Source organism: Variovorax sp. V116, assembly GCF_041154435.1.
GTDB lineage: Bacteria > Pseudomonadota > Gammaproteobacteria > Burkholderiales > Burkholderiaceae_C > Variovorax > Variovorax paradoxus.
In genome coordinates this window covers 5,366,681-5,387,130 of the sequence record NZ_AP028661.1, presented here as the reverse complement: position 1 = coordinate 5,387,130, position 20,450 = coordinate 5,366,681, and the positions used below count along the sequence as shown (strand labels likewise).

Sequence of the window (20,450 nt, the reverse complement as noted above, 5' to 3'; positions counted from 1 at the left end):
CCGGCCGGTCGGCACAATTGGCGGAATGACTTCCCGCGCAGTGCCTGCCGAGGCGGCCGCTTTCTCGCCTAAAGCCGTCGGCGCCGTGCGCGCCGGGCTGGTCGCATTCCCATTCCTCTGCCCGCTCGTCGCCGGCCCGTCGGTCCAGGCTTGGCAACTGCTGGCCACCTGGGTCTGCCTCGCGGCGATGCTTCTGGCCATTCCTTCTGCCATGCCGGCGCGCGGCATCTGGGCCTGGTTGGGCACCGGGGCGGCGGCGGTCGTGCTTTTCTCCTCTCCGCACACCGGCGCCGCCGCATGGCTGCCGCCCGCGGTGGTGCTCGCCGCCATGGCGGCCGCGGCCTGCGTGGGTGCGGGCATGGCGCGCGGCGGGCCGGGCACCTCGGGGGTGCTGGCGGTGGGCGTGCTGGTGGCCGGCCTCGTCAGCGCCGTGCTGGGCCTGCTCCAGTACTACGGCCTGGCGGAGCCGCTGGTGCCCTGGACCACCACGCCCGCGCTGGGCCAGGCCTATGGCAACCTGCGCCAGCGCAACCAGTTCGCCACGCTGATCAGCATGGCGCTGGTGGCTGCGCTCTGGATCCACGCGGCGCAGCCCTCGGCGCGCATTCGGCGCTGGCTGGCGGCGGCGGCGCTGCTGCTGCTGGTGGCCGCGGCGGCGTCCACTTCGCGCACGGGCCTGCTCCAGCTGCTGTCGATCGTGGGCGTTGCGGCGTTCATCGCGCGGCGGGAGCGCCGCGGCGCGGCCCCGGACGGCGCTATCGGCGCTCCGCCCTTCAGCCTGCCGCCGCCGCTGGTGCTGCTGGCGATGATCCCGGTCTACTTCGCCATCGCCTGGCTGCTGCCGCAGCTGGCGGCGGGCGAGGTCGAGGGCATGATGCAGCGGCTGCAGGAGGGCGCGCCGGGCGACCACACGCGGATGATCCTGTGGCGCAACGTGCTCTCGCTGATTGCTGCGCATCCGCTCGCGGGGTGGGGCTGGGGCGAGCTGGCCTTCGCGCACTACAGCACGCTGTACGACGGGCCGCGCTTCCCCGAGATATTGGACAACGCGCACAACCTGCCGCTGCACCTGGCGGTGGAAATGGGCATTCCGGTGTCGGTGCTGATCTGCGGCGGCTTCCTCTGGATGGTGATGGCGGCACGGCCCTGGCGCGAGCGCGACGCGGTGCGGCTCATGGCCTGGGGCATGCTGGGCGCGATCGCGCTGCACAGCCTGCTCGAATATCCGCTCTGGTACGGGCCGTTCCAGCTGGTGTTCGGGCTGTGCCTGGGCATGCTGTGGCCGGCGCGGGGTGCTGGCGGCCCGGCCTCGATGCGGGAGCGCCTGAAGAAGAAGGCCCGGGGGCTCGCGCCGCCGGTGCTGTCTTGCGTTGCGGCCGCCGTGCTGATGGCGGTGGTCGGCTATGCCACCTGGGACTACATCCGCATCAGCCAGATCTACCTGGCGCGCGACGAGCGCCTGCCGGCCTATGAAGACGGAACGCTCGCCAAGGCCAGGAAATCGTGGCTCTTTGCCAGGCAGGTCGACTTTGCCGAACTCACGCTCACGGCCATCACGCAGGACAACGCCGCCGCGATGCATTCACTGGCCGAGCGCACGCTGCATTTCTCGCCCGAGCCGCGCGTGATCGTCAAGCTGATCGAAAGCGCCGAGCTGATGGGGCGGGGCGAGGAGGCCCGCAGCCAGGCGGAGCGTTTTCGCATCGCCTTTCCGGCGGAATACGAGCGCTGGCTGAAGGGGATGCCGGTGGATGGGCAGGCGCCCTAGCCTTGAGGGTCGGCCAGGTAGCTCCCCGACTTGCCCCCGTGCTTTTCCAGCACGTGCACGTCGGTGATGCGCATGCCCCGGTCCACGGCCTTGCACATGTCGTAGATGGTGAGCAGCGCCACCTGCACGGCGGTCAGCGCTTCCATTTCGACGCCGGTGGGCCCCACGGTCTCGACGGTGGCGGTGCACACCACCTGCGGCGCATTGCCTTTTTCGGCCAGCGCAAAGGCCAGCGCCACGCGCGTGAGCGCCAGCGGGTGGCACAGCGGGATCAAATCGCTGGTCTTCTTGGCCGCCTGGATGCCGGCGATGCGCGCAATGCCGAGCACGTCGCCCTTCTTGGCGGTGCCCGATTCGATCAGCGCCAGCGTGGCGGGCTGCATCTCGATGCGGCCCGTGGCCACGGCCACGCGATGGGTGGCGGGCTTGGCCGCCACGTCGACCATGTGGGCCTGGCCCTGGGCGTCGAAATGGGTGAGGGAACTCATGTGTGAACGATCGGTGTGGAGGTGCATCATACGAGCCCGAGCCATGGACGAGGAATGCCGCGCTTGACTCCCTTTGCCACCAAAAAGACTTCCGCCGCGCCCGCATTGCGGTCGCTCTGCGCTACCGTTTTAATAGCGTGCCAAATCCTGCTGCCGGTACCGGCCCGCGCCCAGATGCAGGTGCTGCCGGGCCTGGGCGACGGCGGCGAGATGACCGCCAGTGCCGAGCGCCAGCTGGGCGACCAGATTGCGCGCGAGCTCTACCGCGACACCGACTACATCGACGACCCGGTGATCGCCGCCTACGTGCAGGACATCTGGCAGCGCCTTTTGGCCGCCGCACGCCAGCGCGGCGAGCTCACGCCCGAGCTCGACGAGCGCTTTGCCTGGACCATCCTGCTGGGGCGCGACCGCAACATCAATGCCTTTGCGCTGCCGGGCGGCTACCTGGGCCTGAACATGGGCCTGATTGCCACGGTGGGCAGCCGCGACGAGCTGGCCACGGTGCTCGGGCACGAGCTGTCGCACGTCACGCAGCGCCACATCTCGCGCATCATGAACCAGCAGGGCAGGCAGATGCCGCTGATGCTGGCCGGCCTGATCCTCGGCATGATCGCGGCCAGCAAGAGCCGCAACGCCGATGCGGGCCAGGCCGTGATGATGGGCAGCCAGGCGCTGTTCATGCAGAACCAGCTGAGCTTCTCGCGCGACATGGAGCGCGAGGCCGACCGCGTCGGCTTCGGCGTGATGACGCAGGCCGGCTTCGCGCCGCAGGGCGCGGCCGCCATGTTCGAAAAGCTGCAGTACGCCTCGCGCCTGAATGACAACGGCTCCTACCCCTATCTGCGCAGCCATCCGCTCACGTCGGAGCGCATCTCGGACATGCAGGGGCGCTTCCAGTTCCGCCTCGATACCGCCCCGGCCATGCCGCTGGCCATGGACCACGCCATGATCGCCGCGCGCGCCCGCGTGCTCACGCGGCCGGGCGTCGACGTGCTGCGGCTGTGGGTCGATGCGGCCTCCACCGGCGAATTCGCCAAGAGCAGCGCGGCCCAGCAGGCCGGCACGCTCTACGCGGCCGCGCTGTCGGCCAAGGAACTGCGCGACTTCCGGGCCGCGCGCGCCATGGCCGAGCGGCTGACGGCGCGCACCGCCGACGACGCCTCCGCCGCCAAGCTGGCGCGCTGGCTCCATGCCGAGATCGAGCTGGCCGGCGGCAACGCGCCCAAGGCCGCAAGCCTGCTCGACGCCAAATCGAAGGAGCGGCCCGAGATGCTGCTCGCGGCCGATGCCGCCGTGGCCACGCGCCAGCCCGCGCCCATGGTGCCGGTGCTGCGCGACTGGGTGGCCACGAATCCGCGCGACGCCACGGCCTGGCGGGCGCTGGCCAACCTGTATGGCGCGCAGAACGATTCGGTGCGCGCGGTGCGCGCCGATGCCGAGGCCAACGTGGCCATCCTCGACTATCCGGCTGCACGCGACCGCCTCAAGGCCGCGCAGGAGCTGATGCGCAAGCCCGGCGCGCCGGTCGACCACTACGAGGCGTCGATCATCGACACCCGCGCGCGGGCCGTGGAGGTGCTGGTGAAGCGGCAGGCCGAGGAGCCGCCGCTGAAGTGAGGTGAGCCGGGCAGCGCGAAAAGCGCCGGTTCAGCCCTTGGAGAGCAGCCCGCCCAATGCGGCTTCGATCACCAGGCCCAGCAGCGAATAGATCAGCGAGCCGATCAGCGCCGCCACGAAGCCGCTGACCTGGAAGCCGGACAAAAGGCCCGACGCGGCCCAGAACAGCAGCGCGTTGATCACGAACAGGAACAGCCCGAGCGTGACGATGGTGACCGGCAGCGTCAGCACCACCAGCACCGGCCGCACGACCATGTTGAGCAGGCCGATGACGGCCGCGGCAATCAGCGCGGAGCCGAAGCTGGCAACCTGGACACCGCTGTAGAGATAAGCCACCGCCAGCAGCGCGACAGCGCTGAGCAGCCATTTGATGATGATGCGCATGCGGCGCAGGATACCCCAGAGCCCCCAAAACAACGAGCCCCGGGGCGTTGCCGCACCGGGGCTCGTCAGGGACGGGGTTGCGCGGTTATTCAGCCAATTCGTTCGCAAGCACCAGCAGCGCGCCCATGCCCATCACGGCGCCCGGAAAGGCCCAGCCCGACTGGCGCGCGGGCGCCTGTTCGGGCGTGACCGGCTCCAGGTCGACGCCGATCTTGGGGCGGCGCGCATCGACCACCAGCGTGGCCGAATGCTCGCGCTTGAGCTGCTGCGTCAGGTCGGCCAGCGGGCCCTTGGCCAGCACCGGCGTCACCTGGCCGCCATTGCGCTCGAGCAGCGGCAGCAGTTGCGCCTGCACCTTGCTGAACCACTTGGCGCGCCAGTTCTCGCGCGCGCTGTGGCTCACCCACTTGCTGATGCGGTGCGTCATGCGCGGAGCGCAGGCCACGAGCACCCAGTGGCGAGCCACGACGCTGCTGGCGTCGGGGGCAAGCTCGGCGAACTGCTCGGCCGCATAGCCGGCGTCGTCGACGTACAGAATGACCTTTTCCATGGGTGCTCCTTCAAGTAATGAGAGTGGCTAAGACCCGGCGCGGGGGAAGAGCCGTCAGCTCGACGACGTTGCGGCTTCGGCCGGCTTCTGGCGAGCCTGGCGCATGGCCACCCACTTGCCGACGGCCAGCACCACCAGCGCACCGGCAATGCCTGCGGCGTACCGGATGGTATCGGTCTGCGGCAGCTTTGGCACCCAGGTCCAGGCCGCGGTGTTCGACAGCGCGGGATCGGACACCGCCATGGTGCCGGCAATCCAGCCCAGCAGCATGCCGCCGAGCGTGATGATGATCGGGAAGCGGTCCATCAGCTTGATGACCAGCTGGCTGCCCCAGACGATGATCGGAATGCTCACCAACAGGCCGAAGATCACCAGCGGCATCTGGTGCGCCTGGCCGGCGCCTTGCGCGGCACCGGCAATGGCAATCACGTTGTCCACGCTCATCACCAGGTCGGCCACGATCACGGTCTTGACCGCGCCCCACAGCTTGTCGCTGCTCTGGATGTTGCCGTGCGCGTCGTCATGGTCGGGCGCCAGCAGCTTGATGCCGATCCACAACAGCAATGCGGCGCCGACCAGTTTCAGGAACGGAATGGCCAGCAGCGTGAGTGCGAAGAAGATCAATATCACGCGCAGCGCAATGGCACCGGCCGTGCCCCACAGAATGCCCTTGGTGCGTTGCGCGGGCGGCAGCTTGCGGCAGGCCAGGGCAATGACGACGGCGTTGTCGCCGCCGAGCAGGATGTCGATCATGATGATCTGACCGACCGCGACCCAGAATTCCGGGGTCATGAACTGTTCCATAGGTTCCTCTTGTCTTCGCGCGGCCCGTCCATCCTGGGCTGGATGGCGGCGGTCCGGCGCATGCGTTGCATTTCGATCCATCCCGTGCGGGTAGGCCGAAGCGATGGCGAAGACCGGGCGATGACCGGGGATTCAGGAACGCTTCGACCAAACCTGCGCAGGTTCAAATCGAAGGTCTTGCTCGACAGCGCGCGCCCGGAGGCACGTGTTGTCCAACAGGCCGGAAGTGTTGTGCTTCGTATTGACGACCTGTCGATGCCGCCGTGGTGCACGGCGGCTGGGAGCTACTCCCCTTCGTGAGGAGAATTAGAGCATTGCAAACCCCGTTCTGGCAACCTCGAAATTACCGAGCTTCAAAAGGAATGCTCTCGAAAGCCTTGTGACTAATGGCTTTGTCGCTATGTGTTTGGTAGCGCATATAACCTTCGACTGACGCGGGACATTGCCGGACTATGATCGCCGGCTCGCTGTTTTTTCTCTCTTCATGGCCGCCATTCACATCACCGACATCGAGGCCGCCATCAACCATTGGCGGGAGAAGAGCCCCTCGCCCGACGGCATCACGCTGGCGCCCGAGTTGCGCGCGCTGGCCGAGGTCTACGCGCTCATGGTGTTCCACCACGAGGACGAGGTCGACGAGGTCGGCTTCCCTGAAAAAGCCTGGGCCGCCTGGCTCGACTGGTATCACAGCACGCCCGACACCCCCTGCATTGCCATCTGCTCCACCAGCCAGGGCGACGACCAGTGCAAGGGCTGCGGGCGCAGCTTCGACGAGGTGCAGCACTGGCCCGCCATGACGCCGGCCGAAAAGCGCGTGACCTGGCGCCGCATCACCATGGAAGACTCGGCCTGGCGCTTCAACAAGTACGCCGAGCGTGCGCGCGAGGCCGAGCCGCCGCAGTGGCCTGACGATCCCGCCGAGCCCCTCGGCCCCGACGACACCCCCTGAAAGAGGCCGCCCCATGCGCCGCCTTGCCCAGGCTCCGAACCTCGCGATTGCCGCGCTGTGGGTGCATGCGCTGCGGGAGGAGGGCGTGGAGGCGACGGTGCAGCGCGAATACCTGGGCGCCGTCATGGGCCAGCTGCCGCCCGACCAGTGCCTGCCCGAGATCTGGATCGACGACGAAACGCAGTTCGAGCGCGCGCAGCAGGTGCTGCATGCGGCCCAGCACCGGCCGCAGCGCAACTGGCAGTGCGTCTGCGGCGAGCGCATCGAAGGCGGCTTCGAGCAGTGCTGGCACTGCGGCGCGATGATGCCGGTGGCCTGAGGCTACTTCCAGCGCAGCAGTTCGACGTCGATGCTGTGGGTGCCGTCGCCCAGCGTCAGCGTGTTCTCCTGGATCGTCGCCTGCAGCTGCATGCTGCGCTGTGCGAGCGCGGCCAGCGCCTGCGAGGCTTCCGTCGGCACCCGGTAGACCTGCAGGTTCTGCGGCCGCGTGAGCTTGTTCTCGATGCCGCGCCACCAGATCTCGGCGGCGTGGTTGAAGCAGTAGACGATCACCTCGTCCGCCTTGCCGCAGGCCTTGATGACGGGCTTGTCCTCGGGCTGGCCGACCTCGATCCACAGCTTGGTCTCGCCCGTGAAGTCGCGCAGCCAGACATCGGGCTCGTCCACGTTCGACAGGCCCGCGCCGAAGGCCAGCGTGCCGTCGCCGTTGCACACGTCCTGCAGCTTGTGCGCGTTGAGCGCGAGCGCGACGAGCCGGATCATCATCCGCTCGTCGGTCTCGCTCGGGTGGCGCGCCAGGGTCAGCGCATGGTCGGCGTAGTAGCCGTGGTCGATGTCGGCCACCGCGAGGGCGGCCTTGAAGATGGTGGATTTGAGGGCCATGGGTGCGCGAGTGTATGCGCCCCCACGGGCCGCGTCAGAACGCCACCGAGGCCTGCAGGTACACCGTGCGCGGCTGGCCCACGTACTTGCCGCCGTTGTTGTCGACCGAGCGGTTGTAGTAGCGGCGGTCGAACAGGTTCTTGATGCCGACGGCGAGCTTCAGGTTGCTCATCGAGGGGCCGAAGTCGTACGCCGCGCGCAGGTTCATGGTGGCGTAGCCCGGAATGTTGCCGAGCCGGCCGTTCGAATCTTCCAGCGTGATGTACTGCGCGCCGTCGTCGGGCGAGCCCGGCGAGCGCTGCTTCGACTGCGCGTACACGTCGGCATTGAAGGTCCACGGCCCGCGCTCGTAGCGCGCGCCGAGCGTGGCCACCTGGCGCGAGTAGAAGGGCAGGTCGCGGCCGGCAAAGGCCCCGGCCTTGGCAATCGCCTGCGTGTAGGTGTAGGTGGCCGACACCGACAGGCCCTTGAGCGAATCGCTCAGGCTGCCGAGCTGGTAGCGCAGCGCCGATTCCAGGCCGCGGTGCCGCGTGGCGCCCAGGTCGGTCCACTGGCCGACGTCGCCGGTGATGGAGCGGGCCAGCAGCAGCTCCTTGTCGAAGTTGATGTTGAACAGCGTGAGCTCGCCGCTCCAGACCTCGCCCTTGTAGTGCGTGCCGATCTCATACGTCTTGGCCTTCTCGGGGTGCAGGCCGCTGGTGGACTGCGCAAGCTGCGCGTACTGCTGCGGCCCGAACGACACGCCGGCGTTCGCGAACACCGACCAGCGCTCGTTCATGCGGTAGAGCACCGACAGCGTCGGCAGCACTTCGTTGGAGTCGATCTTCGGATAGTTCGCGCCGGTGACCCGGCCGTTGGCCAGCGTGAAGACGTCGTTGTGCGAGCGGATCGATTCGTAGCGCACGCCGGGCGTGACCGTCCAGTTGCCGAAGTCGATGCGGTCGTCGATGTAGACCGCATGGGCGGTGGTGCCGCCCTTGCTCGACTGGTAGGCCGGCTGGGCGAGCGCGTAGGCATCGAAGCCCGGGCGCGGCTGGTAGTAGCCGCTGCGCGTCGCCACCTCGGAGGCCTCTTCCTTGAGGTAGCGCGCGCCCACGCTGATCTCCTGCACCACGCTGCCCGAATCGATCAGGCGCGAGTAGCGGGGCTCGAAGGCGTAGGTCTTGTAGTTGCGCGGCGCCGAGGTCAGGCGCCGCCGGCCCGTGTTGGCGCCGGTGCCTTCCTGCTCGAGGTAGCTGCTGCGGTAGGAGTCCGTGTAGTAGCTCAGCATCTCGAACTTGTTCACGCCGTCGTCGTGCGTGTACTTGACCGAGCCGTCGGTGCGGCGTCCCGTGAATTCGTCGAACGGGCGGTCCGACTGGAACGGGTCGGCCGCGAACTGCGCGGTGGTCAGCCCGCCCGGCATGCGGCCCTTGCCTTCGAAGTGATGCAGCGTCACCGCGATGTCGTCGGTCTTCGACAGGCGGTAGGCGCCCTTGAGCATCAGGTCGTCGATGCTGGTGTGGTCGTTGCTCCGGCGAAAACCGTCGCCGTGCGTGCCCGAATAGAGCAGCGCCAGGCCCAGGCCGTTCTCGTTGGTGCCGCCCACGAACAGGCTGGGCGAGGTCTTGGTGCCGCCGCCGTGGCCCGCGCCTTCCACGCCCACGCCCACTTCGCCCGCGAACTGCTTCGGAATCGGGCGCGTCACGAAGTTGATGATGCCGCCCACGTTCTGCGGGCCGTAGCGCACCGAGCCCGCGCCGCGCACCACGTCGACCGCTTCCAGGCTGCCGAGCGACAACGGTGCCAGCGACAGCTGCGGCTGGCCATAGGGCGCATAGGCCAGCGGCACGCCGTCCAGCAGGATGGTCGAGCGCGGCGACAGCCGCGAGGTGAGGCCGCGCACGCCCACGTTGAGCGAGATGTCGCTGCCGCCCGTGCCGTTGCTCTCCTGCACCTGCACGCCGGGAACCTGGCGCAGCGCCTCGCGCACGCTGGTGGCGCCGCTTTCCTGGATCTGCGTGCGCTCGATGATGCTGCGCGCGCCCGGGTGCTCGAGCACCTTGGTCTCGCTGGGCGTGCCGAGCCAGTCGCCGGTGACGGTCACCGCCTCCAGCGACTTTGCGCCGGATGCGGCACCGGCCGGCTCGGCTTCGGCCGCCAGGCTCTGGAAGCTGATGGGGAACAGCGCCATGACCAGTGCGGCGCACTTCTTTTGCTTGAACAAGGCTTCTCCTCGGATACCCATAAAAATCGAAAGCTGCGGGCCGTCCGGCTCAGGACGTGGTGCGGTTGCCGGCCGAAAGCGCGATGCCGCGGGCCGCGGCCGCCGCGCGCCGGCGCCGCCACCAGAGCCAGATGCCGCTCAGACCCAGGCCGCCGAGCGCCAGCCCGAGCAGCATGGTGACTGCCTGATGCACCGGCCCGCCCAGCACGCCGGTGTGCAGCGGATAGATCACCACCACCGCGCCGTTGCCGGCGTCCAGGTCCTGCCAGCGGCGCACCGCCAGCACCTCGCCGGTCAGCGGATGCAGCCACACGGAGCTGATGCCGTTCGGATGCGGATCGTCGGCCAGCCGGAAGCGCACGCGCATCGGGCGGTTCGGCCTGGCCGGCACCTGCACATAGCCGATCGGCTGGCCCGGAAACACCTGCTGGGCGCGGGCGACGAGCTCGTCGAGCGAGAGCCGCGGACCTGTTGCGGGCCCCTTGGGAACGACGGGCGGCTTGACCACCTCCTGGCCCATGGCGGCGGAAATGAAGCCGCCGAGCGGCCGCCAGGCCATGTAGGCGCCGGTGAACACCGACACCGCGATCAGCAGCCCGAGCACCGCGCCGCCGGTGCGGTGCAGGTCGAACAGCCCGCGCAGCAGGCCGCGGTTCAGCGAGATGCGCAGCGACGGCGGCCAGCGCGCGGGCCACCAGAGCACCAGGCCGGTGACCAGCAGGAAAAGATAGGCCAGCGCCACGAAGGCCAGGATGCCCTTGCCCGTGTCTTCCAGCAGCAGGCTGCTGTGCAGCTCGAAGAGCAGGTTGTAGGCGCCTTCGTGCGAGCCGCGCCGGCCTTGCTCCGCGCCGGTCGCGGGGTCGAGGTAGAGCGTGCCGTCCCAGGGCCCGCGCACGTACACCCAGAGCGTCTCGCCGGGGCTGCGCGGCGGGCGCAGCGTGAAGGTGGTGTCGGGGCCGAACTCGGCCGCGAGGCGCTGGCGCAGCGGTTCGAGCGGCAGTGCGGGCGTCCCCGTTCCCGCATCGGCCGCGCTGCGCGCGACGAAGAGCGCGGGATGCGCATCGCGGTCGATCGGCAAGGCCACCACCAGCACGGCGCCAAGCAGCGCCGTGAGGGCCAGGATCGGACCGAGCGAAAGGCCGATCCAGCGGTGAATCTTGAGCCAGAGGCGTCTCAGGGGTGCGCGCAGCATGGACAACAGGGGCGTCGAAAAAGCCCCGCCTGGTTGTTGGCTGGCGCGCCGCCGAGGGCGCGTTGGCTGAAAAGGAGGCGTGGCACGAAGAAGAAAACAGCCGCCCTCGGGCGGCTGCTGCATCGGCGTGCGGGGAGGCTAGATTCTACTGGCGAGCTCCGCCGCCTTGCCCACGTAGCTCGCGGGCGTCATGGCCAGCAGGCGCTCCTTTTCCGCTTCGGGAATGTCGAGCGAGCGGATCAGGCCGTGCAGCGCCTCGGCTGTCACGGTTTTGCCGCGCGTCACTTCCTTGAGCTGCTCGTAGGCGCCCTGCACGCCGAAGCGGCGCATCACCGTCTGGATCGGCTCGGCCAGCACTTCCCACGAGGCGTCGAGGTCTTCGGCCAGCGCTTCCTGGTTGAGCTCCAGCTTGCCCAGGCCCGTGGCCAGGCTCGCGTAGGCCAGCGTGGCATAGCCGAAGGCCACGCCGATGTTGCGCAGCACCGTGCTGTCGGTCAGGTCGCGCTGCCAGCGGCTGATCGGCAGCTTCTCGCTCAGGTGGCGCAGCACCGCGTTGGCCAGGCCCAGGTTGCCTTCGGCATTCTCGAAGTCGATCGGGTTGACCTTGTGCGGCATGGTCGAGGAGCCGATCTCGCCCTTCTTGAGCCGCTGCTTGAAGTAGCCCAGGCTCACGTAGCCCCAGATGTCGCGCGAGAAGTCGATCAGGATGGTGTTGGCGCGCGCCACCGCGTCGAACAGCTCGGCCATGTAGTCGTGCGGCTCGATCTGGATGCTGTAGGGCTGGAAGCTCAGGCCCAGGCCGAGCGGCGCCGGCGTTTCGATGACCTTGCGGCTGAACGCCTCCCAGTCGAAATCGGGCCAGGCCGCCAGGTGGGCGTTGTAGTTGCCCACGGCGCCGTTCATCTTGCCGAGCAGCTGCACGGAAGCGATCTGCGCGCGCGCCTTCGAGAGCCGTACCGCCACGTTGGCGATTTCCTTGCCCACGGTGGTGGGGCTCGCGGTCTGGCCGTGCGTGCGCGACAGCATCGAGACGCCGGCGAACTGGTGCGCCATTTCGCGCAGCTTGGCAATCAGCCCGTCGATGGCCGGCAGCATGACCTTTTCGCGCGCGGCCTGGATCTGCAGCGCATGGCTGGTGTTGTTGATGTCTTCGCTGGTGCAGGCAAAGTGCACGAATTCGGCGGCGGCCAGCAGCTCGGGGCGGGCTTCGAACTTGGACTTGATCCAGTATTCGACCGCCTTGACGTCGTGGTTGGTGGTCTTCTCGATGTCCTTGATGGCCAGCGCGTCGGCCTCGGAGAAGTGCGAAACCAGACCCAGCAGGTACTTGCGGGCACCGCCCGTGAGCGGCTTGAATTCGGCAAAGCCGCAGTCCGACAGCGCGATGAACCACGCCACTTCGACCTGCACGCGCCGGTGCATGTAGCCCTGTTCGCTCATCAGCGGGCGCAAGGCCGCGAGTTTGGCCGCATAGCGGCCATCAAGTGGGGAGAGGGCGGAAACGGTGGAGAAGCTCATTCCCCGAATTTTAGGTGGCTTGGCGCCGATGCACGTTTGCCACGGATCGGGGCCCGCTCTTTGGCCCTTCCCCTAAAATGACCATGAACAAACGTCATCAATGCAAGGGGAGAGAGCTTTCATGAAACTGATCGGATCGGCCGCCAGCCCTTATGTGCGCAAGGTGCGCGTGGTGCTGGCCGAAAAGCGTCTCGACTACCAGTTCGTGATCGAGGACGTCTGGGCGGCCGACACCACCATCGCGCACTCCAACCCCCTGGGCAAGGTGCCTTGCCTCATCATGGAAGGCGGCGACGCGATGTTCGATTCGCGCGTGATCGTCGAATACCTCGACACCCTGTCCCCCGTGGGCAAGCTGATCCCCCAGCAAGGCCGCGAGCGCGCCGAGGTCAAGACCTGGGAAGCGCTGGCCGACGGCGTCATGGACGCCGGCGTGCTCTGGCGCCTGGAAGCCACCTGGTCCGGCCGCAGCGACGGCGAGCGCAGCGCCGCCTGGATCGAGCGCCAGCGCGCCAAGGTCGAAGGCGGCATCGCCGCCATGGCCAAGGGGCTGGCCGACAAGCCCTTTTGCAGCGGCATCCACCTGAGCCTCTCGGACATCGCCGTGGGCTGTGCGCTGGGCTGGCTGGGGCTGCGCTTTCCCGAGATCGACTGGCGCAGCCAGCACACCAATCTGGCCAAGCTGTACGACAAGCTGTTGCTGCGGCCCAGCTTCATCGACACCCAACCATGAAAAAAGGCGCCTCTGGCGCCTTTTTCGTTTCAGGGCGCCGGCATCTGCCGCGCCCCGCCCGTTGCGGGAAATACAAAAATGCTGCGAGGCGCCCCGACGCGAAGGAGGGAGGGAGGGAGGAGGAGAAGAATCGCCTCGGGATTTCGACCAGACTGGACGCCTGGAAGACCTCGCAACATGAAAACTGGAAGGCATGTGCTGCCCTCGTTCGTTATGAGCACAGTGTGCCAGCCCGGTTCCCCCTCCAGTGGTAAACGTTTGTGACCGTTAGTTCACCGTGGCAAGGCCCTCAGCCGCCCGCCGCGAGCTGGCTCTCGATGACCTTGACGAAGGCGCTCTCGTCAGGCGCCGTCATGCTGGACCAGGCCTGCACCACCTTGCCGTCGCGCCCGATCAGGTATTTGTAGAAATTCCACTTCGGCGTGGTGCCCGAGGCCAGCGCGAGCTGCTTGAACAGCGGGTTGGCATTGGCGCCGCGCACCGACGACTTCGCGAACATCGGAAACTTCACGCCGAAGGTGCTTTCGCAGAAATCGGCAATTTCCTTGTTCGAGCCCGATTCCTGTGCGAAATCGTTGGACGGGAAGCCCAGCACCACCAGCCCGCGCGCGCGGTATTTGCTGTCCAGCGCCTCCAGCCCCTTGTATTGCGGGGTAAAGCCGCAGAAGCTCGCGGTGTTCACCACCAGCACCACCTTGCCCGCGTACTGGCACAGCGATTGGGGTTTTTCGTCCTGCAGCCGCGGGAAAGTGTGCTGCAGGGTGGGCGGGCAGGCCGCAGCGGCTGTGCCGTCGGCCGGGGCGGATGGGGCAGAAGAGGGGCTGGGAGACGAGTTGGGAGAGGGGGCCTGTGCGACCGCTGTGCCAGCGGCAAGAAGGCATGCGGCCAGGGCGGCAGGGATTCGCATAAGGGGGCTCCTGAAGACAAAAAAGTGTGCATTTCGCGCCATAAGACCGCGCTTATGCACACATCATCGCGCGTCTGTCATGGGTACGCCAAACGAGCCGACTAAAATCGACGGCCTTAGAAAGACTTTGATGCTTTATCCGGAACTCTTCAGACAACTCGAATCTGTCCGCTGGGACATGGACAAGGACATTCCCTGGCAGTCGTTCGATGCTTCGCTGCTGTCCGAAGAGCAGGCGCAGACCATCAAGATGAACGCCATCACCGAGTGGGCGGCACTGCCGGCCACCGAGATGTTCCTGCGCGACAACCGCCACGATAGCGATTTTTCGGCTTTCATGTCGATCTGGTTCTTCGAGGAGCAGAAGCACTCGCTGGTGCTCATGGAGTACCTCAAGCGCTTCAGCCCCCAGCATGCGCCCACCGAGCAGGAGCTGCACGAAGTGCGCTTCGACTTCGACCCGGCCCCGCCGCTCGAAACCCTGATGCTGCATTTCTGCGGCGAAATCCGCCTCAACCACTGGTACCGCCGTGCCGCCCAGTGGCACACCGAGCCGGTCATCAAGCACATCTACACCACGCTGAGCCAGGACGAGGCCCGCCACGGCGGCGCCTACCTGCGCTACATGAAGCGCGCCATGGAGAAGTTCGGCGACGAGGCGCGCGCCGCGTTCACCAAGGTCGGCGTGCTGATGGCCAGCGCGCGGCGCACCGCCCAGGCGCTGCACCCGACCAACCTGCACGTCAACAAGGCGCTGTTCCCCAACGACACCATCCAGAGCCGCATGCCCGATCCCGACTGGCTCGAGCACTGGCTGGACAAGCAGATCAAGTTCGACGCGGTCTGGGAAAGCAAGGTCGGCGAGCGCATCCTGCACAACCTGAGCCTCCTGATGAACCGCAGCTTCAAGACGGTGCAGGAGCTCAACCGCTACCGCAAGGAACTGGCCGCCACGCTCGGCCCCAGGCCCGAGTACCAGGGCGCATAAGCGCCTGTCACAAACCCGGTGGGTCGCCCGTCTTGTGAGCATGGACGATCCCACCCTCGCCTTCAACAGCCACCGCGGCCGCCTGCAGGGCATTGCCTACCGCATGCTCGGCTCCGTCGCGGAAGCCGAAGAGGTGGTGCAGGACGCCTGGCTGCGCTGGCACGAGGCCGACAAGGCCGCCCTCGGTAGCGCCGAAGCCTGGCTGGTCACCGTCGTCACCCGTCTTTCGATCGACCGGCTGCGCGCGGCCAAGGTGCAGCGCGAGCACTACATCGGCGCCTGGATGCCCGAGCCCACGCTGACCGGCGGGCCGGACACCCCGGAGCAGCTGCTCGAACGCGCCGACAACATCTCCGTCGCCTTCCTGGCCGTGCTCGAGCGCCTGGCGCCCGAGGCGCGCGCCGCCTTCCTGCTGCGCGAAGTGTTCGACGCCGACTACGACGAGGTGGCCCGCACGCTCGGCAAGAGCGAAGCCGCCTGCCGGCAGCTGGTGCACCGCGCCAAGGCGCAGGTGCAGGAGGCGCGCCCGCGCTTCCAGGTGCCGCGCGAAACCCACCAGCGCCTGCTGCGCGCCTTTGCCGATGCGGCCGCACGCGGCAGCCTGCAGGAGCTGAAGGCGCTGATGGCGGAAGACGTGGAGCTCATCGGCGACGGCGGCGGCAAGGTGCAGAGCTTCAGCAAGGTCCTGCGCGGCAGCCAGCGGCTCGCGCAGCTGTACTTCGCGCTCTGGCGCCGCATGGGCGCCGCGGTGCGCATGGAACTGGTGGAGCTCAACGGCGAGCCGGGGCTGTTGCGCTTTCTGGATGGTGAGCTCGAATCGGCCCAGACCTTCGAGATCGAGGACGAGCGCATCGTGCGCGTGCGCGTGCAGCGCAATCCCGACAAGCTCGCGCGCATCGCGCAGCTCTATTCGCTGAAATAGTTTTCCGGCGGCGTGTCACAGGGCCGATGGCTGGCCCGTCTTCAACAGGTAGCAAGCAGATTTTTCATCTCAACCACCTGGAGTACGCGCCATGAGCAGCACCACCACCCCTCGCCTCGCCTGGTTCAAGATCGCCCCCAAGGCCTTCCAGGCCATGATCGCCGTCAACGGCGCCATCGAATCGTCCAGCCTCGGCAAGGTGCTGATCGACCTCGTCTTTGCCCGCGTCTCGCAGATCAACGGCTGCGCCTACTGCCTCGACATGCACGTGCGCGACCTGCGCCAGCAGGGCGAGGATTGGCAGCGCATCAACAGCCTGGCCACCTGGCGCGAAGTGAGCTTCTTCAGCGAGCGCGAACGCGCGGCGCTGGACTGGGCCGAAACGCTGACGCGCCTGCCGGGCCACCACGAAGCCCGCGACGCCGAGTTCGAGGCGCTTCAGGCGCATTTCAGCGAACTCGAGATCGTCGAACTCTCGATCGCGATTGCGCAGATCAACGCGTGGAACCGCATGGGTGTGGGCATGCGCCTGCCGGTGGCGGCCAAGGCGATGCCCTGAGGCCTTGAATCAGCGGCGCTCGACCACCATCGGCGCGATGCGCAGGCTCTCGCGCAGCTGCGTGACGGCCTCGCCGGCTTCGCTGCGCGAGGCGAAGGGCCCGGCCTGCAGGCGGTGCGTGCCGGCTTCGCTGAACACGCGCAGCTGCGGCGCGAGCGTCGGCAGTCCGCGCGCGGCCTGGCTGCGCAGGCTCTCGGCGCCATCGCGTTCGCGGAAGGCGCCGAGCTGCACCCAGAAGCCCGCAGCCGCGGCCGCGGGCGAGGAGGAGGGCGCAGAGTCCTGCGATGCGGCGGCCCGCGGCGCCGGCGGTGGCGCGGTGAGCGGCGCCATCGGCGGCAGGTCGCTGACCATGATCGGCTGGCGCGGCGATGCGGCCTCCGGCGCGGCCTGCGCGATCCGGTCGTCGGGCGCCGTGGATGCCATGGGCGTTTGCGGCGCGACCGGCGTCGCCGAGGCCGGCGCTGCAGCGTTCATCGCCACCGGCGCCACCCAGGCCGAGGGCACGGCCACCGGTGCAGCCGCCACGCGCTGGGGCTGCGCCGGCGCCGGCGCAGGCGCAGGCGCCTGCGAGGCCGAGGCATACGCCGTGCCCGCATCGCGCCGCCATGCGCCCGTGCGGATGTCCTCGTTCGTGATGCGCTCGATCTCCACCGGCGCCACGCCGCGCAGCAGGTCGAGCTTGAGCGCCGCCGTGTAGCTCAGGTCGATGATGCGGCCGTCGACAAAAGGCCCGCGGTCGTTCACCCGCACGATCACCTCGCGCCCGTTGGCCGGGTTGCGCACCCGCACGTAGCTGGGCAGCGGCAGCGTCTTGTGCGCGGCCGTCATGGCGTACATGTCGTAGGGCTCGCCGCTCGCGGTCGAGGCGCTGTGGAACTTGCGGCCGTACCACGAGGCAATGCCCGATTCGCGGAACGGCCGGTCGTCGGTGATCGGCTGGTAGGCCCGGCCCAGCACCGTGTAGGGCTTGCTGGTGCCGCCGCTGCCGCGGATGGCTTCGACGCGGGGCTCGGCGTCGGGCACGCGGTCCAGGTCGGACGGGATGTTGCTGCCCGGGCCGTCGCGGCCGCTCAGTGCGCCGCCGCCGCTGCGCGTGCCGCTCGCGCAGCCCGCAAGGAGGACGGCGACGGCCACCGCGCAGGCCGCCAGCGCGGGGGTGGAAAAGGAGAGTGCGCGCTCAGCCAAATACCGCCTTCCATAGCGCCAGCATGGCGTCGCGCTCGGCGGCCAGTGCGGGCGGGGTGACCTGGGTCGGTTCTTCGTTGAGGCGCGCGCGGTGCTGCACGCGGCGCAGCTCGCGGTACGCCGCGGCGGCGTTGCGGCCAACGCCGGCGGGCAGCAGGCCGGCTTCTTCCGCGCGCAGCAGCAGCGCGATGTTGCCGACGTTGGGAATCAGCTCCGGATGCTCGCCCGAGGCCGACAGCACCAGGAACTGCACCGCGAACTCGGCATCGACCATGCCGCCGGGGCTATGCTTGACGTCGAAGCGATCGGCCTTCACCGGCCGTGCGCCGCGCAGCTTGTTGCGCATGGCGATGATCTCGGCCTTGAGCGCCTCGCGGTCGCGCGGCGCCACCAGCACGGCTTCGCGCACCTGGTCGAAGCGTGTGCCGAGCTCGGTGCTGCCGAGCACGAAGCGCGCACGGGTCATGGCCTGGTGCTCCCAGGTCCATGCCGTATTGCTGCCGCGTCCGAGCTGGTAGCGCTCGTAGGCTTCGAAACTCGTGGTCAGCAGGCCCGAATTGCCGTTCGGCCGCAGGGCGGTGTCGATCTCGAACAGGTCGCCCTCGCGCGTCTTCACGGTGAGCCAGTTGATCAGCTTGCGCACGTAGGCTGCATAGACCTCTCCCGCGCGCTCGTCGTCGTCCTCGTAGACGAACACGATGTCGAGGTCGCTGCCGTAGCCCAGTTCCTTTCCTCCGAGCTTGCCGTAGCCGATGATGGCGAACTGCGGCAGCTCGCGGTGCCTGTTGCGCACGTGCGGCCAGCACCAATGGGCGGTCACGCGCAGCGTGATGTCGGCCAGCGCGCTCAGGTCGTCGGCCACCTGCTCCACCGTGAGGCGGCCGTCCACGTCGCGCGCCAGCGTGCGGAACACCTCGGCGTGGTGGGCGTGGCGCAGCAGGTTCAGCAGGCGCTCCTCGTCGGCTTCGCCGGTGCGGCTGAGCGAGGTGTGGCGCGCCTCGAGCTCGCGCTCGAACTCGGCCGCCATGAAACGGCCCGAGAGCATTTCGTCGCTTGCGAGTTCGTCGATCACGCCCGGATGCTGCATCAGGTAGCGCGCCGGCCACTTCGCGGCGCCCAGCAGCCGCAGCAGCCGTTCCTGCACCGCGGGCCGCTCGACCAGCAGCGCCAGGTAGCTTTCGCGCCGCAAGAGCGGCTCGATCCAGTCGGCCCAGCGCAGCGCGGCGTCCACATGGCGCGGCGTCTGGCCGGGGCCGTCGCCGTCGGGCTCCTTCAGCCACTGTCCGGTGCGCTGCACCAGCTGCCGCAGCCGTGCGCGCGTTTCCTCGCGCAGCGCCAGCACGCGGGGCTGCTCGCACCAGTTGCGGATGCGGTCGGCAAAGGCCGGTGGCAGGTCGCCGAGCAGGTCGGCCAGGTCGGCGGGGGCGGCAGCCTTCTTGCCGTTGCACTTGCCGTTGCAGGGCTTCTCGCCGCCGAGCAGCTTGTCAAACTCCTGCGCCACGAACTCGCGGTGCGTGTCGAGCTGCTCGAGGAAGGGGCAGCAGCCGGCGTAGCCCATGGTCTGCGCGATCCAGCGCAGGTCGTCGTCAGCCACCGGCAGCACGTGGGTCTGCTGGTCGTCCAGGTACTGGATGCGGTGCTCCACGCGGCGCAGGAATTCGTAGGCCGCAGCCAGGGTGTCGGCGGTTTCCTGCGGCATCAGGCCGGCGCGCGCGAGCCGCTGCAGGGCGTCGAGCGTGGGGCGGGTGCGCAGCTCAGGGAACTGGCCGCCGCGCACCACCTGCAGCAGCTGCACGGTGAATTCGATCTCGCGGATGCCGCCGCGCGAGAGCTTGACGTCGTTGGCGCGCTCGGGCCGCCCCGCGCTGCGCCGGGCCGACTGCTCGCGGATCTGCCGGTGCAGCGTGCGCAGCGAATCGAACACGCTGTAGTCCAGGTAGCGGCGGAACACGAAGGGCAGCACGGTGGCGCGCAGGCCCTGCGCAAGGCCTTCTGCGACGATGTCGCGCGGCGCGACCACCCGGCTCTTCATCCAGGCAAAGCGCTCCCACTCGCGGCCCTGCACCTGGAAATATTCCTCGAGCGCATCGAGCGACACCACGCTGGGCCCGGAGTTGCCGTTCGGCCGCAGCGCCAGGTCGACGCGGAACACGAAGCCGTGCTCGGTGACGTCGCCCACCAGCGCATAGATGCGCTTCACGGCGCGCGAGAAATACTCCTGGTTGGAGAGGCGGCCGCGGCCGTCGGCATCGCCGCGGGTCTCGCCGTCCAGGTCGTAGAGGTAGATCAGGTCGATGTCGCTCGACACATTGAGCTCGCGCGCGCCGAGCTTGCCCATGCCCACCACCCAGAGCTGCGCGCGCTGGCCTTCGGGGCCGAGCGGCGCGCCGTGCACCGCGTCGAGTTCCTGGCAGGCGTCGCGGCAGGCGACGTCGAGCGCGAATTCCGCGAGCTCGGTCACGGCGGTGGTCACCACGGCCAGCGGCGCGTTGGCGTCGCAATCGAGGGTGACCAGGCGTTCCATCACGAGCTGCCGCACAATGCGCAGCGCATCGCCGACGCCGTCCCCGCGTTCGCGCAGTGCCTCGTAGGCCTTTGACATCGACTCGCGCCGCGGCGCGCCAGGGGAAAGCAATGCAAGCTCGGCCGCATACCTGCGGCGCAGGCGCTGGACGAAGCGCGAATAGGAAGAGAACGCGACCTCGGTCGCTTCTGTCGATGGCGTGGCTGGCAACTGGTTCACACTGGTGCTGGTTTCCGTGGAACCCCTCTGAATGCTGGCGGTCATAATTCCG

At 68.5% G+C, this 20,450-nt stretch carries 19 protein-coding genes; 8 read left to right on the top strand and 11 right to left on the bottom strand.

Annotated features, from left to right (window positions below):
• Positions 1–25: 25 nt before the first annotated feature.
• Positions 26–1,768 carry a PglL family O-oligosaccharyltransferase gene (locus ACAM58_RS25795; RefSeq protein WP_369663809.1) on the top strand — a complete coding sequence of 581 codons (1,743 nt, stop codon included), beginning with the start codon at positions 26–28 and terminating at the stop codon, positions 1,766–1,768.
• Here ACAM58_RS25795 and moaC read toward each other — a convergent pair.
• Positions 1,765–2,256, bottom strand: a complete 492-nt coding sequence (gene moaC / locus ACAM58_RS25790; RefSeq protein WP_015867916.1) for a cyclic pyranopterin monophosphate synthase MoaC — start codon at positions 2,254–2,256, stop codon at positions 1,765–1,767. The two genes, ACAM58_RS25795 and moaC, sit on opposite strands and share 4 nt — an antisense overlap.
• Positions 2,257–2,310: 54 nt before the next feature.
• On the opposite strand from moaC, the gene ACAM58_RS25785 reads away from it, so the two are divergent.
• On the top strand, positions 2,311–3,876 hold the full coding sequence (locus tag ACAM58_RS25785; RefSeq protein ID WP_369663808.1) for a M48 family metalloprotease: 1,566 nt from the start codon (positions 2,311–2,313) through the stop codon (positions 3,874–3,876).
• A gap of 30 nt (positions 3,877–3,906) precedes the next feature.
• Here the strand turns inward: ACAM58_RS25785 and ACAM58_RS25780 are convergent, their stop codons facing one another.
• The 3 genes from ACAM58_RS25780 to ACAM58_RS25770 all read right to left on the bottom strand — a co-directional run bounded on the left by ACAM58_RS25780 (position 3,907) and on the right by ACAM58_RS25770 (position 5,614).
• Complete coding sequence (locus tag ACAM58_RS25780) at positions 3,907–4,260, bottom strand: phage holin family protein (protein WP_015867914.1); 354 nt, start codon at positions 4,258–4,260, stop codon at positions 3,907–3,909.
• An 85-nt stretch (positions 4,261–4,345) separates the two neighbouring features.
• Positions 4,346–4,810 (bottom strand): hypothetical protein, encoded by a 465-nt coding sequence (locus tag ACAM58_RS25775; protein ID WP_018903515.1) that lies wholly within the window; start codon positions 4,808–4,810, stop codon positions 4,346–4,348.
• A 54-nt stretch (positions 4,811–4,864) separates the two neighbouring features.
• Positions 4,865–5,614, bottom strand: coding sequence for a TerC family protein (locus tag ACAM58_RS25770; RefSeq protein ID WP_025569529.1), 750 nt, complete (start codon positions 5,612–5,614; stop codon positions 4,865–4,867).
• A gap of 484 nt (positions 5,615–6,098) precedes the next feature.
• On the opposite strand from ACAM58_RS25770, the gene ACAM58_RS25765 reads away from it, so the two are divergent.
• Both ACAM58_RS25765 and ACAM58_RS25760 read left to right on the top strand, forming a co-directional pair.
• Positions 6,099–6,563, top strand: a complete 465-nt coding sequence (locus ACAM58_RS25765) for a DUF3717 domain-containing protein (protein WP_015867911.1) — start codon at positions 6,099–6,101, stop codon at positions 6,561–6,563.
• Positions 6,564–6,576: 13 nt separating this feature from the next.
• Complete coding sequence (locus tag ACAM58_RS25760) at positions 6,577–6,882, top strand: DUF2007 domain-containing protein (RefSeq protein WP_369663807.1); 306 nt, start codon at positions 6,577–6,579, stop codon at positions 6,880–6,882.
• Between the two features lie 2 nt (positions 6,883–6,884).
• On the opposite strand, the gene ACAM58_RS25755 is transcribed toward ACAM58_RS25760, so the two are convergent.
• The 4 genes from ACAM58_RS25755 to purB all read right to left on the bottom strand — a co-directional run bounded on the left by ACAM58_RS25755 (position 6,885) and on the right by purB (position 12,361).
• Positions 6,885–7,445: a YaeQ family protein gene (locus tag ACAM58_RS25755; RefSeq protein ID WP_028254001.1), complete on the bottom strand. Its 561-nt coding sequence runs from the start codon at positions 7,443–7,445 to the stop codon at positions 6,885–6,887.
• A gap of 34 nt (positions 7,446–7,479) precedes the next feature.
• Positions 7,480–9,618, bottom strand: coding sequence for a TonB-dependent receptor family protein (locus ACAM58_RS25750; RefSeq protein WP_369664513.1), 2,139 nt, complete (start codon positions 9,616–9,618; stop codon positions 7,480–7,482).
• Positions 9,619–9,700: 82 nt separating this feature from the next.
• On the bottom strand, positions 9,701–10,843 hold the full coding sequence (locus ACAM58_RS25745) for a PepSY-associated TM helix domain-containing protein (protein ID WP_369663806.1): 1,143 nt from the start codon (positions 10,841–10,843) through the stop codon (positions 9,701–9,703).
• Positions 10,844–10,981: 138 nt separating this feature from the next.
• Complete coding sequence (gene purB / locus ACAM58_RS25740) at positions 10,982–12,361, bottom strand: adenylosuccinate lyase (RefSeq protein ID WP_307593315.1); 1,380 nt, start codon at positions 12,359–12,361, stop codon at positions 10,982–10,984.
• Positions 12,362–12,482: 121 nt separating this feature from the next.
• On the opposite strand from purB, the gene ACAM58_RS25735 reads away from it, so the two are divergent.
• Positions 12,483–13,094: a glutathione S-transferase N-terminal domain-containing protein gene (locus tag ACAM58_RS25735; RefSeq protein ID WP_369663805.1), complete on the top strand. Its 612-nt coding sequence runs from the start codon at positions 12,483–12,485 to the stop codon at positions 13,092–13,094.
• Between the two features lie 289 nt (positions 13,095–13,383).
• On the opposite strand, the gene ACAM58_RS25730 is transcribed toward ACAM58_RS25735, so the two are convergent.
• A complete protein-coding gene (locus tag ACAM58_RS25730; RefSeq protein WP_018903520.1) occupies positions 13,384–14,001 on the bottom strand; it encodes a glutathione peroxidase in 618 nt (205 codons plus the stop codon).
• Between the two features lie 130 nt (positions 14,002–14,131).
• Between ACAM58_RS25730 and ACAM58_RS25725 the strand changes: the two genes are divergently transcribed.
• From ACAM58_RS25725 to ACAM58_RS25715, 3 genes are all read left to right on the top strand, one after another.
• Positions 14,132–14,989 carry a ferritin gene (locus tag ACAM58_RS25725; RefSeq protein WP_015867903.1) on the top strand — a complete coding sequence of 286 codons (858 nt, stop codon included), beginning with the start codon at positions 14,132–14,134 and terminating at the stop codon, positions 14,987–14,989.
• 40 nt (positions 14,990–15,029) lie between these two features.
• The gene (locus ACAM58_RS25720; RefSeq protein WP_278880906.1) at positions 15,030–15,911 is read left to right on the top strand and encodes an RNA polymerase sigma-70 factor; all 882 of its coding nucleotides are present in this window, start codon (positions 15,030–15,032) and stop codon (positions 15,909–15,911) included.
• Positions 15,912–16,002: 91 nt separating this feature from the next.
• The gene (locus ACAM58_RS25715; protein WP_062363971.1) at positions 16,003–16,470 is read left to right on the top strand and encodes a carboxymuconolactone decarboxylase family protein; all 468 of its coding nucleotides are present in this window, start codon (positions 16,003–16,005) and stop codon (positions 16,468–16,470) included.
• Positions 16,471–16,479: 9 nt separating this feature from the next.
• On the opposite strand, the gene ACAM58_RS25710 is transcribed toward ACAM58_RS25715, so the two are convergent.
• Both ACAM58_RS25710 and glnE read right to left on the bottom strand, forming a co-directional pair.
• Entirely contained in the window at positions 16,480–17,655 is a 1,176-nt protein-coding gene (locus ACAM58_RS25710) for a septal ring lytic transglycosylase RlpA family protein (RefSeq protein ID WP_369663804.1), read from the bottom strand.
• Positions 17,648–20,443, bottom strand: a complete 2,796-nt coding sequence (glnE, locus tag ACAM58_RS25705; RefSeq protein ID WP_369663803.1) for a bifunctional [glutamate--ammonia ligase]-adenylyl-L-tyrosine phosphorylase/[glutamate--ammonia-ligase] adenylyltransferase — start codon at positions 20,441–20,443, stop codon at positions 17,648–17,650. Before glnE ends, ACAM58_RS25710 begins: the two co-directional genes overlap by 8 nt.
• Between the last annotated feature and the right edge of the window lie 7 nt (positions 20,444–20,450).

What these genes read in the sequence shown, in the direction of transcription:
- ACAM58_RS25720 (WP_278880906.1), top strand. Translation starts at nt 15,030, where the DNA reads ATGGACGATCCCACCCTCGCCTTCAACAGCCACCGCGGCCGCCTGCAG.
- ACAM58_RS25760 (WP_369663807.1), top strand. Translation starts at nt 6,577, where the DNA reads ATGCGCCGCCTTGCCCAGGCTCCGAACCTCGCGATTGCCGCGCTGTGG.
- ACAM58_RS25730 (WP_018903520.1), bottom strand. Translation starts at nt 14,001, where the DNA reads ATGCGAATCCCTGCCGCCCTGGCCGCATGCCTTCTTGCCGCTGGCACA.
- ACAM58_RS25725 (WP_015867903.1), top strand. Translation starts at nt 14,132, where the DNA reads ATGCTTTATCCGGAACTCTTCAGACAACTCGAATCTGTCCGCTGGGAC.
- ACAM58_RS25785 (WP_369663808.1), top strand. Translation starts at nt 2,311, where the DNA reads ATGCCGCGCTTGACTCCCTTTGCCACCAAAAAGACTTCCGCCGCGCCC.
- moaC (WP_015867916.1), bottom strand. Translation starts at nt 2,256, where the DNA reads ATGAGTTCCCTCACCCATTTCGACGCCCAGGGCCAGGCCCACATGGTC.
- purB (WP_307593315.1), bottom strand. Translation starts at nt 12,361, where the DNA reads ATGAGCTTCTCCACCGTTTCCGCCCTCTCCCCACTTGATGGCCGCTAT.
- ACAM58_RS25780 (WP_015867914.1), bottom strand. Translation starts at nt 4,260, where the DNA reads ATGCGCATCATCATCAAATGGCTGCTCAGCGCTGTCGCGCTGCTGGCG.
- ACAM58_RS25795 (WP_369663809.1), top strand. Translation starts at nt 26, where the DNA reads ATGACTTCCCGCGCAGTGCCTGCCGAGGCGGCCGCTTTCTCGCCTAAA.
- ACAM58_RS25765 (WP_015867911.1), top strand. Translation starts at nt 6,099, where the DNA reads ATGGCCGCCATTCACATCACCGACATCGAGGCCGCCATCAACCATTGG.
- ACAM58_RS25750 (WP_369664513.1), bottom strand. Translation starts at nt 9,618, where the DNA reads ATGGCGCTGTTCCCCATCAGCTTCCAGAGCCTGGCGGCCGAAGCCGAG.
- ACAM58_RS25745 (WP_369663806.1), bottom strand. Translation starts at nt 10,843, where the DNA reads ATGCTGCGCGCACCCCTGAGACGCCTCTGGCTCAAGATTCACCGCTGG.
- ACAM58_RS25735 (WP_369663805.1), top strand. Translation starts at nt 12,483, where the DNA reads ATGAAACTGATCGGATCGGCCGCCAGCCCTTATGTGCGCAAGGTGCGC.
- ACAM58_RS25755 (WP_028254001.1), bottom strand. Translation starts at nt 7,445, where the DNA reads ATGGCCCTCAAATCCACCATCTTCAAGGCCGCCCTCGCGGTGGCCGAC.
- ACAM58_RS25715 (WP_062363971.1), top strand. Translation starts at nt 16,003, where the DNA reads ATGAGCAGCACCACCACCCCTCGCCTCGCCTGGTTCAAGATCGCCCCC.
- glnE (WP_369663803.1), bottom strand. Translation starts at nt 20,443, where the DNA reads ATGACCGCCAGCATTCAGAGGGGTTCCACGGAAACCAGCACCAGTGTG.
- ACAM58_RS25775 (WP_018903515.1), bottom strand. Translation starts at nt 4,810, where the DNA reads ATGGAAAAGGTCATTCTGTACGTCGACGACGCCGGCTATGCGGCCGAG.
- ACAM58_RS25770 (WP_025569529.1), bottom strand. Translation starts at nt 5,614, where the DNA reads ATGGAACAGTTCATGACCCCGGAATTCTGGGTCGCGGTCGGTCAGATC.